The 16,759-nt window shown below is 40.9% G+C and carries 15 protein-coding genes; 3 read left to right on the top strand and 12 right to left on the bottom strand.

What is annotated here, in order from left to right; all coding sequences use genetic code 11:
• Positions 1 to 169: 169 nt before the first annotated feature.
• From AC3WTJ_RS17750 to AC3WTJ_RS17710, 9 genes are all read right to left on the bottom strand, one after another.
• Positions 170 to 817, bottom strand: a complete 648-nt coding sequence (locus AC3WTJ_RS17750) for a ParB N-terminal domain-containing protein (RefSeq protein WP_492522915.1) — start codon at positions 815 to 817, stop codon at positions 170 to 172.
• Between the two features lie 336 nt (positions 818 to 1,153).
• Positions 1,154 to 1,864 carry an MOSC domain-containing protein gene (locus AC3WTJ_RS17745; protein WP_492522914.1) on the bottom strand — a complete coding sequence of 237 codons (711 nt, stop codon included), beginning with the start codon at positions 1,862 to 1,864 and terminating at the stop codon, positions 1,154 to 1,156.
• Positions 1,865 to 2,006: 142 nt separating this feature from the next.
• A complete protein-coding gene (locus AC3WTJ_RS17740; protein WP_492522913.1) occupies positions 2,007 to 3,131 on the bottom strand; it encodes a hypothetical protein in 1,125 nt (374 codons plus the stop codon).
• A gap of 70 nt (positions 3,132 to 3,201) precedes the next feature.
• On the bottom strand, positions 3,202 to 4,011 hold the full coding sequence (locus AC3WTJ_RS17735; RefSeq protein ID WP_492522912.1) for a hypothetical protein: 810 nt from the start codon (positions 4,009 to 4,011) through the stop codon (positions 3,202 to 3,204).
• 455 nt (positions 4,012 to 4,466) lie between these two features.
• Entirely contained in the window at positions 4,467 to 4,811 is a 345-nt protein-coding gene (locus AC3WTJ_RS17730) for an NUDIX hydrolase (protein WP_492522911.1), read from the bottom strand.
• A gap of 159 nt (positions 4,812 to 4,970) precedes the next feature.
• On the bottom strand, positions 4,971 to 5,849 hold the full coding sequence (locus AC3WTJ_RS17725) for an NAD-dependent epimerase/dehydratase family protein (protein WP_492522910.1): 879 nt from the start codon (positions 5,847 to 5,849) through the stop codon (positions 4,971 to 4,973).
• A gap of 207 nt (positions 5,850 to 6,056) precedes the next feature.
• On the bottom strand, positions 6,057 to 7,922 hold the full coding sequence (locus AC3WTJ_RS17720) for an ABC transporter ATP-binding protein (protein WP_492522909.1): 1,866 nt from the start codon (positions 7,920 to 7,922) through the stop codon (positions 6,057 to 6,059).
• Complete coding sequence (locus AC3WTJ_RS17715; protein ID WP_492522908.1) at positions 7,919 to 9,679, bottom strand: ABC transporter ATP-binding protein; 1,761 nt, start codon at positions 9,677 to 9,679, stop codon at positions 7,919 to 7,921. The genes AC3WTJ_RS17720 and AC3WTJ_RS17715 overlap by 4 nt, the downstream gene beginning before the upstream one ends.
• 230 nt (positions 9,680 to 9,909) lie before the next feature.
• A complete protein-coding gene (locus tag AC3WTJ_RS17710; RefSeq protein WP_492522907.1) occupies positions 9,910 to 10,470 on the bottom strand; it encodes an SF0329 family protein in 561 nt (186 codons plus the stop codon).
• Positions 10,471 to 10,648: 178 nt separating this feature from the next.
• Here AC3WTJ_RS17710 and AC3WTJ_RS17705 point away from each other — a divergent pair, with 178 nt between their 5' ends.
• Positions 10,649 to 11,629 (top strand): hypothetical protein, encoded by a 981-nt coding sequence (locus AC3WTJ_RS17705; RefSeq protein ID WP_492522906.1) that lies wholly within the window; start codon positions 10,649 to 10,651, stop codon positions 11,627 to 11,629.
• 42 nt (positions 11,630 to 11,671) lie between these two features.
• Here the strand turns inward: AC3WTJ_RS17705 and AC3WTJ_RS17700 are convergent, their stop codons facing one another.
• Together AC3WTJ_RS17700 and AC3WTJ_RS17695 are read right to left on the bottom strand one after the other, a co-directional pair.
• Entirely contained in the window at positions 11,672 to 12,625 is a 954-nt protein-coding gene (locus tag AC3WTJ_RS17700; RefSeq protein ID WP_492522905.1) for a phosphotransferase enzyme family protein, read from the bottom strand.
• A gap of 244 nt (positions 12,626 to 12,869) precedes the next feature.
• Positions 12,870 to 13,838 (bottom strand): helix-turn-helix transcriptional regulator, encoded by a 969-nt coding sequence (locus AC3WTJ_RS17695; RefSeq protein ID WP_492522904.1) that lies wholly within the window; start codon positions 13,836 to 13,838, stop codon positions 12,870 to 12,872.
• A gap of 145 nt (positions 13,839 to 13,983) precedes the next feature.
• Here AC3WTJ_RS17695 and AC3WTJ_RS17690 point away from each other — a divergent pair, with 145 nt between their 5' ends.
• Together AC3WTJ_RS17690 and AC3WTJ_RS17685 are read left to right on the top strand one after the other, a co-directional pair.
• Positions 13,984 to 14,463: a hypothetical protein gene (locus AC3WTJ_RS17690; protein WP_492522903.1), complete on the top strand. Its 480-nt coding sequence runs from the start codon at positions 13,984 to 13,986 to the stop codon at positions 14,461 to 14,463.
• A gap of 77 nt (positions 14,464 to 14,540) precedes the next feature.
• The gene (locus tag AC3WTJ_RS17685) at positions 14,541 to 15,017 is read left to right on the top strand and encodes a GyrI-like domain-containing protein (RefSeq protein WP_157320383.1); all 477 of its coding nucleotides are present in this window, start codon (positions 14,541 to 14,543) and stop codon (positions 15,015 to 15,017) included.
• 50 nt (positions 15,018 to 15,067) lie between these two features.
• Here the strand turns inward: AC3WTJ_RS17685 and ilvD are convergent, their stop codons facing one another.
• Positions 15,068 to 16,750 (bottom strand): dihydroxy-acid dehydratase, encoded by a 1,683-nt coding sequence (gene ilvD / locus AC3WTJ_RS17680; RefSeq protein WP_492522902.1) that lies wholly within the window; start codon positions 16,748 to 16,750, stop codon positions 15,068 to 15,070.
• Positions 16,751 to 16,759: the final 9 nt, after the last annotated feature.

Below are 16,759 nucleotides of genomic sequence, written 5' to 3'. Positions count from 1 at the left end.
AAATATGGTTATGTATTCTGTTTACTGTAGACAGAAGTGGGAAATCATTTGGTATTAGATTTCCCTGAAATGAGTGGAACAATAAGTTTCTATATGATAAAATCAAATATTCCACGTAAAAATCTAAGAAGAGGCAAACAATAGATACAGACTCTCCATTCTCTTTCGTTTAGAGAAAATTAACTGGAACCACCTCATACCCCATTTCTCTTGCGGCCCAAAGACGATGATTGCCCTGACTCAACCGAAGCTTTCCATCACCAATGTTGTAGACCTCTATGGGATATACGATTTCACCGCGTTCCATCTCGGCTTTTGCAGCATCATATCTAGGAATATCTAACTTCTCTCTGTGATTTGTTATTGCTCTATATAAATCCATAATATTCATTAATCGACCTGTTAAATTACTTGCCAAATAATTGTACGACTTACCGCCGGCATTCTCAATTTGTTGCTGATTCATATACCCGGATAAATCCATAATTTGAGATGTATTTGCATCTTTCCAATATTTACCTTCGTCATAATAGACAATCGTACCATCATTCAACATATATTCATTCCATTTTCCAGATGTTTTTATAAAAGTCACGCCCGGATATTGTTTGTCTATATACTCATCATTAGAGTCCCCTTTCTTCTCAGGAAATCGCTGAATTTGCGGAGTGTAACTTTTTAAGAGATTCATTGTTGCTTTATTGCCTATCGTTCTTTGCATTTGTAAAATTGCATTTGTAGGAAGTTTGTTTCTTTGAATGCTTACACTTTCATTAGCACTGTGATTATTAGACGCTTTTTTAGTATGGTGGAACATGGCTGACCTCCCCACATGGTAAATTATACCTTTACACCAACATTTTGTCGTGAAGTTGACCCTATTCCTCTCTACGGTTTCTACTTAGTTCAGCTATCGTTCTTCGTGGATTGGTGATGGCATTTTTCTTCCATTAATTGAATAATTCTTTCGTTTTGGTCAATTTGTGTAATGATATTTGAGTTGAGCTTTTGAATAGCAACAAATATGCCAAATAACGCGCCTAAAATTAAGAATCCCACAAGAACATCCATAATCTAATCCTTTCAGTTATCAAAAATGGTTTCACAGAATGAACACTAGCTATTCACTCTATAAAATTAGTAATCCTAGCTTTCAATCAGATAAATAAACTTTCTGACCAATACGAATTTTTCCTGGGTTAATAACAGATGCATATAAACCAAAGCATAAATTCATTTGCTCATTTACTTTCTTCAGCAGAGTGACATCCCTTTCTAGGGTACCGGGATCAAGCGTAATGATTGAGCACCGCTCACAATTTGATTCTACTTTTAATTTTACATCGCCAAATGATAATTGTTTTCCTATCCAAGCAGTTTCATCCAAAGTGTTTTCATCTAAAGACAAGATAATGTTAGCTCTAAACCGACGTTTATCTAATGGCTTCCCCCATATCGATTCAAGTCTGCGCAACGAAGCATCTGTAACGATAAGAATGTTAGCCGTATCAACAGACATAAGTTTGGGGTCTTCAGGATTTGGTGCTCTATAGTCCCCCTTAGATATTTCTCTATTGGTGTATCTTTGAATTTCTTTTAAAAGATCTTCATTCCAGCTAAAAGTTTCTCCGTTTGGAGAAGTCACACTTATTTCGTTATTAATTAATCCAGCCGAATAACCGAGCATTTTAGGGATATCCCTAGCCGTAATAAAACGATTCCACCCCTCTTTTGATTCATCCAAAAAAGCGCAAAAACGATCACCAAACAACCCATATGTATCTACTCTACAAGTGTCCAAGCTTTCTCCCGCAAATGATTTTACAGGATATCGTGTTATTTCACTGATTTCACCAACAAGCAAAAGTTATTCGCCTCCATAACTTAATAATACTGATTTTATAGTACATTTTTATCTTGAATCTGCCTCTGAGTTAAAACCATATGACTTAGTATTCATTACATATTCTCTTATCTTGGTTCGAGTAACATCAACATCCAGAGGATCATTTAAATTCATAAATAATCGTTTCCGGCTTCGATTCCAAAGTTGAATGGGATCGGTCCGCTGTGAACATCATTCGTTTACTGTTTGGACTCCAGTACATTTCGCTGCTCACCATTCGGTTAGTGCTTTTGTAGATCATCTTATTTTCCCCACTCTTCGTATCGATCACATGGACCTCATATTGATTTGGGTATTGTTTCGTGACTACATAAGTCAATTTCGATTGATCTAATGACCAAGATACACTGTTGAAATATTCCCCCGACTCCAAATGATTGCCTATAGAATTACCATTGGGATCAAGTAGCAGAAGCTCTTTTTTCGTTCTGCCGAATTGGCTACCCTCTGTCGTTACAATAGCAATCTGATGTTCGTCTGGTGCGGGATAAAATCGATTTACACTTTTATCATATATCCTATGAATTACAGGATTACCCAGTTGTGACATCTCGATATAACTAAATCCACTACCTTCTATAAAATACAAACGTTCACCTATTTTCGCTACTTGCTCTATGTTTCTGGTATCCGTATCGTTATGTTCCATCAATTGATTTAATGCAGGCATCGGCGTAATCTTCCCCTGCAAATCAATCTGCAGGACACCCCCATCACCAATTCCCCCCCTATATAATACATGCTCATTATCCAGCCATATGGCGCTGCCAGCAATCGCCTGATTGGCTATTTCTTTCGTCTCTCCACCATCTCGGCTGAGCATCCGGTGCTCAGCAACCAAATTCTCGCCTTCCATATGATTTAGCTTCACGTAGACATGCTTATCGTCGGGAGATACCGAAAATATATCGTAGGAAATGTCAGGTTTTTCTCCTCTTACTTCTCCAGAAATGATATCCTTAATCCCCATGGTATTTTTGTATATGGGCTCATGATGTTCGTCTGCCCCGATTTTCACCGATTGTACAAACTCAATCTCATGATCGGAGATCCAACCGACACCATGGATTCCCTCCAATCGACTGGTAGTCCAGCTATTCGATGAATCCAAGACAATACTTGCGTTTTCTTCCAATTCGTACTTAGTCGAAACCAGCGATTTTTCAGTCACACAAGAACTCAGCAGTACTGCTATAACCTCCAAACAAATAAGCTGCTTCATCATCTTTTATTTTACTCCTTCTATACCTCTTCCCCATTTACTTTCCATTGAACGCTATTCCCCAATGTTTCCCTTATTCAAGCGTTTTTGAAGCATACAGAGGATTTGCAACTCTCACTAAATCTCCATATTCTACTTTTAACTCTTCAAATGCTTTCAATACATCGTTAGGAATATCGACGTGTGCAATATAATTTTTCCCATTAGGTCCATATCCATTACTATCATCTAACAATCTCGGAATTTCTCCCATCAATAATGAAATATATCTTTCTATTTCCCACATACCCCAAATATCTGACGGCTCAATTACCAAATTTTCATTTTTGATGACAACCCTAACCTTATACGAAGCAAAATTTATTACTTCAACTTCTGAATCGTGGAGATATTTACGAAAACCAGCATCCATTCTACACTGCATCGTTGCGTCTTGAACAATAATCATATTGTTTAGGGAAAGATTATTTTGTTTGATAATATCTAATGCGTAAGTAATATTATTTCCACAATTTGTTGAATTACGCTCGATCAGTATGTTGTCAAGATCGTACTTTCGTTTCATATACTCGCTCATAATATCTGCTTCCATTTTTCCCGCAGTTACTATTTCGGGTAAAACACTATGGACAGCTCTACGTAAACTTTCTGTGGTGTGTCCTTCTCCACCAACAATCATAAAATTTTTGGCAATATTGTTAGAAATGCCTTTACCTACTACGTCACAACCATAGGCTATACTAGCACCGAATAATATGAGTAAATCCGCTTCTGAAAATTTATATTTTTCTTCTAGAGCATCACTGGTTAATGTATCTATATCTCTTTTTCCAAGAAAGTCACTTATTAAATTTAGGTTATCTGCAATTTTATATAGATCCATTTATTGACCTCCATAAGTAAACGACAATCTTTTGTTTCTATTGTAACATTTTCATCAAACTGCCCAAAAACATTTAAAAATCATACCCACTAATTTGTCTTTTTTGTTATTTCGTTTAGCTTACTAATTATAATTTCATCATTCTTTAATTTGAGTCTTAAGCTTCTGTCAATGCTAATTAGGCTAATTACAACAATAAACATAAACATAATAGTAATAATCTCGATGATAAAAACCTCCTTAGCTAAGAAACAATTTCAATAGACTAGTAGTCTTAATCTTTTTTATCAAGTATCTTTTTCAAAGTTGAGTTAATGTTCAATAAAGCCATGAATATGAATCCGAGCATAATAAAAGTTACGATTTCCCCTGTGAAAATAGATACTACGGCTAATAATACAGCATATAATCCATTTAAATATCCGTTATTCAAAAATCTCATTTTCACACTCTCCTCAATCACTAATCGGTTTAGGAAGTTCATCTCTTGAGAAGAACCTGCATTCTAATATTTCAGGCGAGCTTGGCTGAGGTATTTGGTTAGCATCGTTATTCGCAAGAAAAACAAAATGATGCATGTCATAGTTTGGGTCGTAGTATATACCAGTTAATTGCCCAATGCCGACTTCTATCCCTACTTCTTCGTGAACTTCTCTTTTGGCAGTTTCCTGCGCTGATTCATTCTCCTCAGCTTTTCCTCCAGGCAAATCCCAATTATTTTTGCCATAGCTATGTTTTACCAATAATACATTCCCCTCAGAATTTAAAATAACTGCTGCTGCGCCAATTAATTTTGGCAAAGTGATGCCCCCTTATGAATAGTTACTACTAAATTATAGACGGAAAAAAGTGGAAATAGTTTTAAATTAACTACACTAATCTCCCTTATCATCAACGAAACAAAGGAGCAGCTGCCATGTGGCGCTCTGCTCCCTCGTTAATTAAATTAACACTCCTCATTAATCTAACAATGAATTGTTTTCGTCAGCCAGACTAGTGCTAAAGCCTGTCCGCCAAGTCGGGTATAGCGGTTTCCAACCGTATTCCTGCCGGGCCTTCCTATTCGATGCCCCTCGCTCCCAAGCGTTGCTATTTGAAATAGTTTCAGGGGTTGGTGCTCCTAAAGCTTGTGCCAAAACCGGAAGCCAGTCAGTTCCTCTTGCTGGTTCGTCGTCCACAATGTTTACTGGTCCTGAAGGCCATTGCAAGGCCAAAAGTGCTGCCTCAGCGGCATCTTCCACATGAAGAAATGAAGTGACCCCTTCAGTAGCAGGAACCTGTCTTTGTTGTATTTGCTTTGCCATAAATCCATTACGCTCGTACCAAGTGCCCGGGCCGTAGAACATTCCATAGCGTAAGATTACATTTTGCGTTATTTTTGAAACAGCATTTTCCAAAGCTAATATGCCATCAATCGTTGATTTTCGGGGTTCCTCGGCCACTACATGTAAGGATTCTTCTTCGCTTGCCGGTTTCTCTCCCGGTTCATATGCCCAAGAGATGCTTTGAGCGATGATACGTTTGATACCAATTGAAATAGCGGCATCTACCAAATTTTCTGTACCCTCTTTACGTATCCTTGTATTATCAGAAAAATTACGATTACTCAAAGAAGTCAATTGATGAATGACAACCTCGGGTTGAGATTCTTCTAATGCGGACCGTATTGACTCACGATCAAAGACATCAGCAATTAATGCTTTTGCTCCCGTATTCTCAATGATAGCTTTCTTACTCTCACTTTGCGTGAGTCCAATGACTTCATGACCTGCATGAATCAACTTCGGAAGCAAGATACGTCCGACAGCTCCAGTAGCTCCGGCAACAAAAATTTTCATAAATGTCCCCTCCCAATAAATGTGCGTAACCCAGTTTTCATTTTCATTTGAATAATTCATGGTAATCCCATAAAAAGGCAATACCATTTAGCAAGACTTCATTTAAATGTATTCGCGAAATGCATGAACGATCCTGCTGATTAGTTCAACAACGAAAAAGCAGCCGAACTTTCGGCTGCCGTGTTTTCTTTTATTCAACCAGTTTAACTAAGCCAACTGTTCAAATTGGCTGTTATAGAGTTCGGCGTAGACTCCACCTTTCGACAACAAGTCCTCATGATTGCCGCTTTCGATGATGTCGCCGCCTTTCATGACAAGAATCAGATCGGAGTTTTTGATGGTCGAAAGCCTATGAGCGATCACGAATGAGGTTCTACCTTCCGTTAATTTTTCCATTGCTGTTTGCACGATGCGTTCGGTTCGGGTATCTACCGAGCTGGTTGCTTCGTCCAAGATGAGCAGCGGAGCATTTTGAATCATAGCGCGCGCAATGGTAATAAGCTGCTTTTGCCCTTCAGACAGACTTGCTTTGTCATTTAAAACGGTATTGTATGTATCTGGTAAAGCTTTAATGAAATGATGTAAGCCAACGGTCTTACAGGCATCGACAACTTGCTCATCCGTAACGCCTTGCTTGCTGTAAACGATATTTTCTTTGATTGTGCCTTCAAACAGCCAAGAATCCTGCAATACAATTCCAAATTGCTGATGGACATTTTCCCTCGTCACCTGATTAGTCGGCGTGCCATCCAGCAGGATTTCACCGCCGTCCAACTCATAAAACCGCATGAGCAGATTGATGATCGTGGTCTTCCCTGCGCCAGTCGGGCCGACAATAGCTACCTTTTGCCCTGCCTTTATCTGAATTGAAAAATCATGGATAATTATTTTTTCAGGCTCATAGCCAAATTTAACGTTCTTAAACTCAACATTGCCTTTCACGTTTTGCAAGGTTTTTACCTTTTGGCTCTCGTCAGTAAGCTCTTGCTCGTCCAAAAATTCAAAGACGCGCTCTCCTGCCGCTGCTGTCCGTTGCAGGTTGTTCATTGCCTGTGCCATCTGTGAAAGCGGCTGTGTAAAGAGGCGGATATACAACATGAATGCGACAATGACGCCAAAAGAAATGCTGCCGTTCATCGCTAAAACTGCGCCTACTACGCAAACGGCTACATACCCGATATTTCCGATAAAGCCCATCAGCGGCATCATCAAGCCTGATAAAAACTGTGACTTCCATGCGCTTTGGTACAGATCTCCATTAAATTTTTCAAAGGTTTTCTTAGCCTCTATCCCGCCGTTATAGACCTTTACAACATGGTGTCCGGAGTAAATTTCCTCAATGTGCCCATTGATGCTTCCGAGCCCCGCTTGCTGAGCGATAAAGAATTTTTGTGATATTTTTGCGATGATCATCATCAAAGCAAAACCTATTAGACTGGAACCTACAGCGGTCAAGGCTAGAATCCAACTGTTATAAAACATCATAATGAGCGAGCCAACAAACATCGCAATTGCGGTAACCAACTGTCCGATGCTCTGATTCATGGTTTGCCCAATGGCATCCACGTCGTTTGTGACGCGGCTGAGGATGTCACCATTGCTCGTCCTATCGAAATATTTGAGGGGCAAGCGGTTGATTTTTTGCGAAATGTCAGTCCGCATTGATTTTGATATTCTCTGTGTTACGGTCGCCATGATATAACTCTGCGCAAAACTCAGGATCGTTGAGCCTGCATAGAAAAACACAAGAAGCCAAGCAATGTTTACAACCGCAGGTATATCAATACTGCCCTGCACCGTCTCACCTTTAATCACGGCCGGAAGCCCTTTGGCAATCTCGTTCGTCATGTCCTTGATTTTGTTGGGTCCAATAATCTGCAGTACCGTACCGCCGGCAGCCATTACAAGTGCAATCAGGATAGCTGGAAGATAAGACTTACAATATCGAATCAATTTTATCCAAGTCGCTTTGAAATTTTTCGATTTCTCTACTGGGGCGCCCATCCTGCCTTGACCTCCCATACCGCCGGGGCCCCCCATTGCTGCGGGTCTTTTGTGTGTGTTTTCACTCATGATACAAGCTCCTCCTCACTAAGCTGTGACATGGCAATTTCTTTATAAACGTCGCAAGTTTCGAGAAGCTCTTTATGTGTCCCTTTCCCGACCACTTTACCATCGTCGAGTACAATAATCTGGTCAGCGTCCATAATAGTACCAATACGCTGCGCGACAATCATGCTTGTAACTCCTGCCGTTTCTTTCTTAAGTGCGCTACGCAGCACACGGTCCGTTTTGTAATCCAGTGCGGAGAAACTATCGTCAAAAATATATATTTCAGGGTTTCGGCTGACGGCGCGGGCAATAGACAACCTTTGTTTCTGCCCTCCTGACAAGTTTGTACCGCCTTGAGAAATGGCCGCATCATACTGCCCCTCCATGGCTTCAATAAAATCCGTACCCTGAGCAATGGAAATGGCTTTTTTTATTTGATCCGCCGTAGTGGTATCTTTTCCATTTTCACCATAACCCACATTTGAACTGACCGTGCCTCTGAACAGTACCGCCTTTTGCGGAACATAACCGATTTTATTGTATAACGCTTCCTCGACATACTCCTTTACATTCACACCGTCGATTAGCACTTCACCCTCCGTGGCGTCAAAAAAGCGTGGAACCAGATTGACGAGCGTTGATTTGCCGCTGCCAGTGGAACCGATAAAGGCAACGGTTTCACCTTGCTTTACGGAGAAACTGACATTATGTAAAACATAATCCCCCGCACCGGGATATTTAAAGCTAACATTTCTGAACTCGACCTCACCGATCACCCCTGGCTTTCCTTCGGTTTGTGAACCTTCGGCAATGATCGGCCTTGTATCCAACACCTCATTAATACGCTTGGCTGAAACGGCTGCTCTTGGCAGCAGGACAAACATCATGGCCAACATCATAAATGACATTACAACCTGCATGGCGTAGGCTGAAAATACCACCATATTAGAAAATATGGTCAGCTTGTCCGCCACTTGTGCGGAATCGATCAGATACGCGCCAATCCAATAAATCGAAAGAGATAAGCCGCTCATAATCATGCTCATCACTGGCAGCATAAAAGCCAAACCACGAGTCGTGAAGAGTTGAGTCTCCGTCAATTCCTTATTTGCTTTTTCAAACTTTGCCTCTTGGTAATCATCAGCATTATAGGCGCGAACAACACGAATTCCAGTGAGATTTTCTCGGGTAACCTTGTTCATGTTATCTGTAAGGGTCTGCATTTTTCGGAATTTCGGTAATACAAAAATCATAATAAACGCGATGACAATAACCAGAATCAACACCGCGCATCCGGTTGCCAGTGACCATTCGTAACCCTTGCCCGCGATTTTTGTAACCGCCCATACCGCCATAATAGGTGCTTTAATAATTAGTTGTAATCCCATAGTTACAAGCAATTGAATTTGCGTGATATCGTTTGTAGAACGTGTGATTAAGCTGGAGGTAGAAAACCGATTGATTTCTTCCATCGAAAAAGAATCCACCTTGTTAAACAGCAACGTACGAAGTTGCCGTGAGAACGAAGCCGCGATAAGGGAGGCAAAAAATCCTACAATGACGGCAGACAGCAAACTACCTAGCGCACAGAGCAGCATATACGCTCCATGAATCCAGATGTTGCTCATTTCGCTGCCTGGTGTCTGTACCAGCCGGGTAATTTCGGACATATAATCCGGCAACTTCAAGTCAAGATAAACTTGTGCGACAATAAACACTAGGCTGATCACGACTTGAATCCATTCTTTTAGTCTTAGTTTCGTAAAGATTCTTAACATAAGTAAAGCAATCCCCCCGTTGTATATAATGGAAATACTCAGCGGTTGTCATTGTTTCTATTGCGGTTTGGTTCCGTTTACTGGCAATAACCAATATTATGTAGCAGCCATCATAGAATTATTCCAATTAGCTATGTGCAACCATGCTTCTCAAAAGTAGATATTTGGAGGTTTTGTCTGCAATCGGAGCATAAAAAAAACCGCCATTACGGCGGGTATAATTCGGATTATCATGTACCAAGTCTAAGTTCAAAAAAATACTGTACAATTGGATGTTTTAACTTCATCTTCTCGGTCATGTTTACTATTCGCTTTTTTCCTACTCTTCGGTCAACTAAAGCTAAAATATTCAGTAAGATATCGTTGCTTTCTAAGCTTTCCTCTATCGAAGTGGATAAAAACTTATTCGCAATAACGTTAAAATTTGATTTACTTAAAGTTGATTGTGCTGACAATAGATCTTTTGCAAATTCCGATATTTTTCTACTTCTTGCAATAACTTTTAAACGATCCTCCGGAACATTCCCTTTGGTTTCTTTTCTGATCGCTTCAATTTCATCATTGCTGATGGGAATCTGGATATTTGAATCATTTTTAATCTCCAATTCCGTCTGATACCATTTGATTAATGTATCACTCATGTTGAGTACGTTTTTTTTATCAACTGCGATATAACAAAGCCCTGCTTTATCCGGTAAATAACGGTAGCTGGTTGAAAGGTATTCAACCCTTCCATGCAGCGCAGGACTGAGAAAGCTCTCCAATTGTTGTTTCAATTTACTCCAGGCCATTTCATCCTCCTAAAATTACAAAACACCAGTTAAGGCACTCGTTCTTTTACCCATCATACAATAATCAACACATTAATTAAAAATCTGGCTGTGAAAAAAAATTCAATTCCTGCGCAACACTTTTACCTTTTATCGAGTCTATATTTACAACATTAGGAAATTGAGGTGATAACCGTATATGCTTTTCAAAGTAATAAACAGGAACGTCATTGTTCTCGTCTTTGCCATGATGCTGGGGAATTTTTTTGGCATTATGCAGGCAAGTGCTGCGCCGCCGCACAGTGAAATTGTCCCACCCAAAATCCCACCCGTCATCACCCTATTCGAGCAGACACCGCTTTATTCTACAACCGACGATTCTCGCAAACCATTTGCAGCACTTACACCTCAAGATGTTACTACAGTTGATGCTGAACAAGCGTGGTACTACAAACAGCACAGAGAAAAGGTATGGATTAAAATTAAGACCACATGGGCAGGTGATCTCTGGATGCATCTGGACTATGACAAAATTGGCATCGTCAAACCGATCGATACGAACATTGCACTACTCTGGGACTCCTCACTTTATACGCAACCATCTACATCAACGATGACAGATATCGTACTCGCTCCGCAAACGGTTCATGCGAATGCCGTATTCGAATCACCAGTATCGTATTTATCCAATTCCTATCGAATTGAGACCTCGTGGCTAGGAGATATGTGGGTTGTCTCTCAGCCTCGTATGCTGTTGGATATGGAGATTTTGAATCAAGAGATGGATCTGCCGACAGAAACCTTGTACATGGAGGACTACGATACGTCGAGTCGCTTGCAACGTCCCTCGGATGCCAAGTTCATTCCTCCGCAAAAAGTGTTTGCCTTGGAAAAAACACAGAATGGGATTTACCATGTTCGGTCTCAAGACGGCAACACTTTTTGGGTTCAACCGGATTTTGCACAACCTGTAGGGGTTGAGAAAATTAATGAACGGCTAAACCTTTTGAAGGACGTAAGGCTCTATATGTTTCCTACAATGCCTTTCCCAACCTTTGGCGTGCTATCCGCTCAGACCGTAAATGCATTCGAGCGATGGACTGATCCGCAAAACGAGCTTTGGTATCATATTCATACTTGGGCCGGAGATATGTGGGTGCAGCCGGATAAGCCGCTATAATAAAAGAGAGAAATCCTCGGTTGCTTTCTTGACCGAGGATTTTTATATCTCCATAAGTGACAAGAGTATTTCTCCACGTTTTAAATACTTGGTTAGATGTTCTTTTTGAAGTATATCTTCATTATTCTTAATTAATTTTATTGTATGAACAGTAAAATTCCAATTTAAGCAACCTGACAACCACAGCAATGAAGGAAGTCTGTCAAAATCATGTTGATTTAGAATATCTTTTGCCCCATAACCATGTAATACAGCCTTAGCCAGAGCAGGAGACATTTCATGAGAACCTATCCCATGAGTTCGCGAATACCATTTTATCAGCATCGCTAAGCCCTCTACTCTATCTGTGTAAGTGATAGATTCAAAATCAACTATGCCACAGATTTCACCATTAGTATCCCACAATATGTTTAGATTGTTTAGGTCACTTTGAACGATGAATTCCAATGAATCAGATTTAGCTTTTTCTATATGATATTCTGCAAGTGATAGGTAATTTCGTAACATTTCGTTAGTACTTGGTATTAAAGTAATTGAGTCTGCTTCTTTTCGAATCATTCCAAGAAACTGCTCTGAACCATAAACATGAGATTCATTTGTAAAGATATTACTTTCAAATTTCGCTGATATGTCGTGAATCTTTCGTGCTAGTTTGCTAAATTTTTCGGATATAGGCTCAGTGCAATGAGTAATATGCTGACCTTCAATCCACTCGAACAATAGGAATCTCCATTCCTTTTCTCCATCATGAATCAAAATAAAGGGTTCAGCATGTATAGATGGCTGGTGTTTCATAAAAGGAATTCCAGATTCACGTAAATAATTACAAAATTTAATTTGTTCTGTAAGAACTTCATCCGTTAATTTAACAAATACATCATTTTCATATCGCTTATAACTAATAAATCTTGCTGAGAACGCCTTATCTTTTAAAAGAATTTTGAAATGTAAATCCCCATGCCAAGAATTCGACTGAAGTTCTTTTTCGAAAACCATCTTCAGGGTTACTTCCATATTGTCTTACAGCCATTTGAAGTAACTTAATGTTATCCATTACTGAAGCACCTTCCTCAGCTCTTTCTAACTTATTGTTGGTAAGTCTTGCTCGAAAAGACAAGCTCTCATGTGTATTTACTCATGTAATCGGTATCTGAAGGATATGCCACCATATTTTTGGAAAACAGACGGTACACGATATTCGCGGCAGTTAATGCGATAATGTCCTTTTCATAGAAAAATCTTAGTTAAATCTCAAAGCAGCTAAACGCTCTTCCAAAATTACACGCAGTTCATCAGGAATCCGCACATACTCGACCCCTTTCCCCAAAAACAAAAGCCAATCCGCATAATACGCAAGTGACTCGCTATCTGCCACATCCAACTGAACATTGAAAATCCCGCTCGACTGAAACATCCCGGTTAAGGACAAAATGATCCCAGGCGGGTGCATACGCTTATAACGTTGAATCCCAATGTTATCAAGTTTCACAACAAGATTGGCTTCACGTGCACGAAGCCGTTTCTTGTCCAAAATCTCTTGTTCAGTCCACTTCATCTCCTGCTTGGAAATGGCTGAATCCCGCAGCATCTCAACAGGCAAATAACGGAACTCATCCGTATCAAAATCATATACCTCGACCAGCCACTTAGCGTTCGAATTAAATATATGTAGTAAAAAAACATCCAGCAACTGCGGCCAGCCCAGATTCAGTTCATAAGTCACGCGTAAATGTTTATCTTGCACAGCAAGCGAAATCAATTGGTTTAGTTCTGGAGGCGCTGCATCATCAAGCTCCAAAAGATTCGGATTGGCAGGATTCGTATTTTCGAAAAGTAAGATATTATTGAGCTCGATCAGCTCATCTTGCTGAGTTTGCGACGCGATGCCGATCAGTTTTTCAGTGATTGAACGGCGATTGTGGAGATAAGGCAGCTGCGAATTTTTTGAGGCGATAAAGCTGATAAAAATTGCTTTCAGCTCTTCCGGTGTGAAGCGGGCGGCGGGCAGATACTGATTTTGCAGCACAAAGTATCCGCCACCGCGCCCAAGCTCGGACGTCAACGGAAACCCCATCGCCTGTATCTCGTTGATGTCGCGGATCGCCGTCGCGCGGGAAATCTTGAATTCTTGCTGAATTTCAGCAATTGTAAAGTGCGCGCGGTTATTGATGTAACGCATGATCAGGTTCACTCGTTCTGTTTTCTTCATGATTGTATTATATCAAAAATATAGCATTAAATGTCAGCACTAACGTATTAACATTTCGGATCCAATTAAAAGTATCATTTTTTGATACATTTGACCAATAGAATCAATCTTGTAAACAATAACCCCCTCAAAGGAGAGAATAAACATGTCTAACTATTTGATTAAAACGATCTCAGAAAACTACAAAATGACTGCTTTCGGTGTTACATTTGATGACTACAACGACTGGGCAGGAAATGCAGCAAAAACTGCAGCGAAAAAAGCTGAAATCACGGAAAACGGCAAGTTTGCTGAACTTCTCGCACACGCTGATGGGCAAGAATATCAAATCAACTACAACTTCGATCGCAAGCCTTGGCGCGGATTCGGTGTCATGGGTGAGTTCAACGTGGAAGGTGCTGTTGTCCTCGATTTCCTCGCTGGCGATTACCTTGTCGTGCCAGGAACAGGTGCTGACAAAGACCGCCTTGCTGACGAAATCACAGGCAAAGTTTTTGGCGGCTTGCTCCAGGAAATCACAGAATACAAATACGTTGGCCCAGGTAACTCAACATTCGTTAAAGCAGATGATACTGGTGAATTCTACGGCGAAATGTGGCTTCGTGCAATGAAAGTTGAAAAATAATCCTTGTCAAATCTTTCAAAATCACTACAATGGAGCCTGACCTCCCAAAAATTATACTGGATAAAAGGAGCATTCACTTGGCAGAATACACACTTGAACACAAGAAATCATTCACATTGACCGCTTATGGTTTTTCAATCCAGTCGAATTTTCAAGATATGCCGGCTATGCAAAAAGAAAAAACTGAGTTTTGGGACAAACTCAAAGCTGACGGGCGTTTTACAAAGCTTAAAGACGCTGCAAAAGATGATCGTGAATGGTCTGTCAATGAGGTTTATCAAGGAAAACCGTGGAATTATTTCGCGGTGGAAGCTGGCAAATCAGTGACTGACGCCACGCGCATCATCGAGTTTCCAGAGAGCGAGTACATCGTGGTCGCAGGAAATGGCGAAAAGGAATCTTTATTTGATCAGCTGACTTACCGTGCATTTGGCGAAGTCTTGTCCCAAATCACGGATTATGCTTACATCGGTGGTCCAAACGCGACTTATCGCAAAGATAACCGTGACGGTACTTTTTACGGTGAATTTTGGGTGCCTGTGGTTAAAAAATAATCAGCATGACAAAGGCAGCCATCGTTGGCTGCCTTTTACGCTATATTCAACTAATCCGTAACAGCCCCTTTGGCAGCAGATGAAACTAATCTGGCGTATTTACTGAGAACACCTCGACTAAATTTCAATTGCGGTTGAACCCATTCGCGCTCGCGTTTCGCTAGGTCTTCTTCTGAAACTTCAAATGAAATTTCTTGCGTTTCACTATCGATGGTAATGATGTCACCTTCTTGCAGAAGTGCAATGGGTCCGCCAACCTGCGCTTCTGGCGCAACATGACCGACTACAAAACCATGTGAACCGCCTGAAAATCTGCCATCCGTAATCAGTGCAACTTCCCCGCCAAACCCTTTCCCGACAATTAATGCCGTAACGGAAAGCATCTCTGGCATGCCAGGCCCGCCTTTCGGCCCGCAATACCGTATAACCAACACATCCCCCTTATGAATCTTGTTTTGCATAATAGCTTCAGTAGCCTCTGCCTCGCTATCATATACGCGTGCAGGACCAGTAAACCGCGACTTTTTCATTCCTGACATTTTCGCAATTGCGCCTTCCGGCGCCAAATTTCCCTTAAGAACGACCAACGGTCCACTAGTCTTTAAAGGATTATGAAAGGGTCGAATAATATCTTGATTTTCATGCAAAGGTGCTGCCGCTGCCAGATTCTCTGCTAACGTTTTTCCGGTAATTGTCATACAATCACCATGGAGAAGGCCTTGTTCAAGGAGAATCTTCATCACCCCGGGTACCCCCCCAACATCACTTAGGTCCTGCATGACATACTTTCCACTCGGCTTAAGATCTGCGATGTGCGGCACTTTTACGCGAATACGTTCGAAATCATCATAGGTCAACTCCACTTGTACGGAGTGCGCAATCGCAATAAGATGCAAGAACGCATTTGTAGAGCCGCCGAGTGCCATTACAAGCGTTATCGCATTCTCAAAAGCTTTCTTTGTCATAATATCACGGGGATAAATCCCCTTCTCAAGTAGTTCGAGTACTTGCTCTCCGGCTTTTTCGCATTCCAACGCTTTATGAGATGATACCGCTGAGGTGGAAGATGAGCCAGGAAGACTCATCCCTAATGCTTCTGCAGCAGATGCCATTGTGTTAGCTGTATACATGCCTCCGCAAGCACCAGCCCCAGGACAAGCGTTGCACTCTACTTTGTGAAGTTCTTCATCCGTCATTTTTCCATCATGATATAATCCTACTGCTTCAAAAGCACTGACAATATCTACGTCTTTCCCATCTAACTTTCCAGGTTGAATGGTTCCCCCATACACATAAACCGCAGGCAAATTCAGTCGGCCAATGGCCATTAAACATGCTGGTGTATTCTTATCGCATCCGCCTATAGCAACAAGCGCATCGAAGCGCTCAGCATTCGTAACAATCTCAATAGAGTCTGCTATTGCTTCACGACTTGGTAAGGAATATAACATCCCGTCATGCCCCATCGAAATTCCGTCTGAAACCGTGATGGTGTTAAAAATCAGAGGAGCGCCGCCATGAAGCTGAACTCCCTTTTTCGCTGCAAGAGCTAATGAATCAATGTGCATATTACAGGGGGTTACTTCACTCCACGTACTGGCTACCCCAATCATCGGCTTCTTAAAATCATCGTCTTTAAAACCTACAGCCCTAAGCATAGCGCGATTAGGAACACGATTGACTCCCTCACTGATAACTTTGCTTCGAATTCTTAAATCTTTTTGATCAGACATCCTCATCAA

It is taken from the genome of Paenibacillus sp. FW101-FHT12H11 (assembly GCF_058790355.1).
This window is presented reverse-complemented; position numbering and strand designations above follow the sequence as displayed.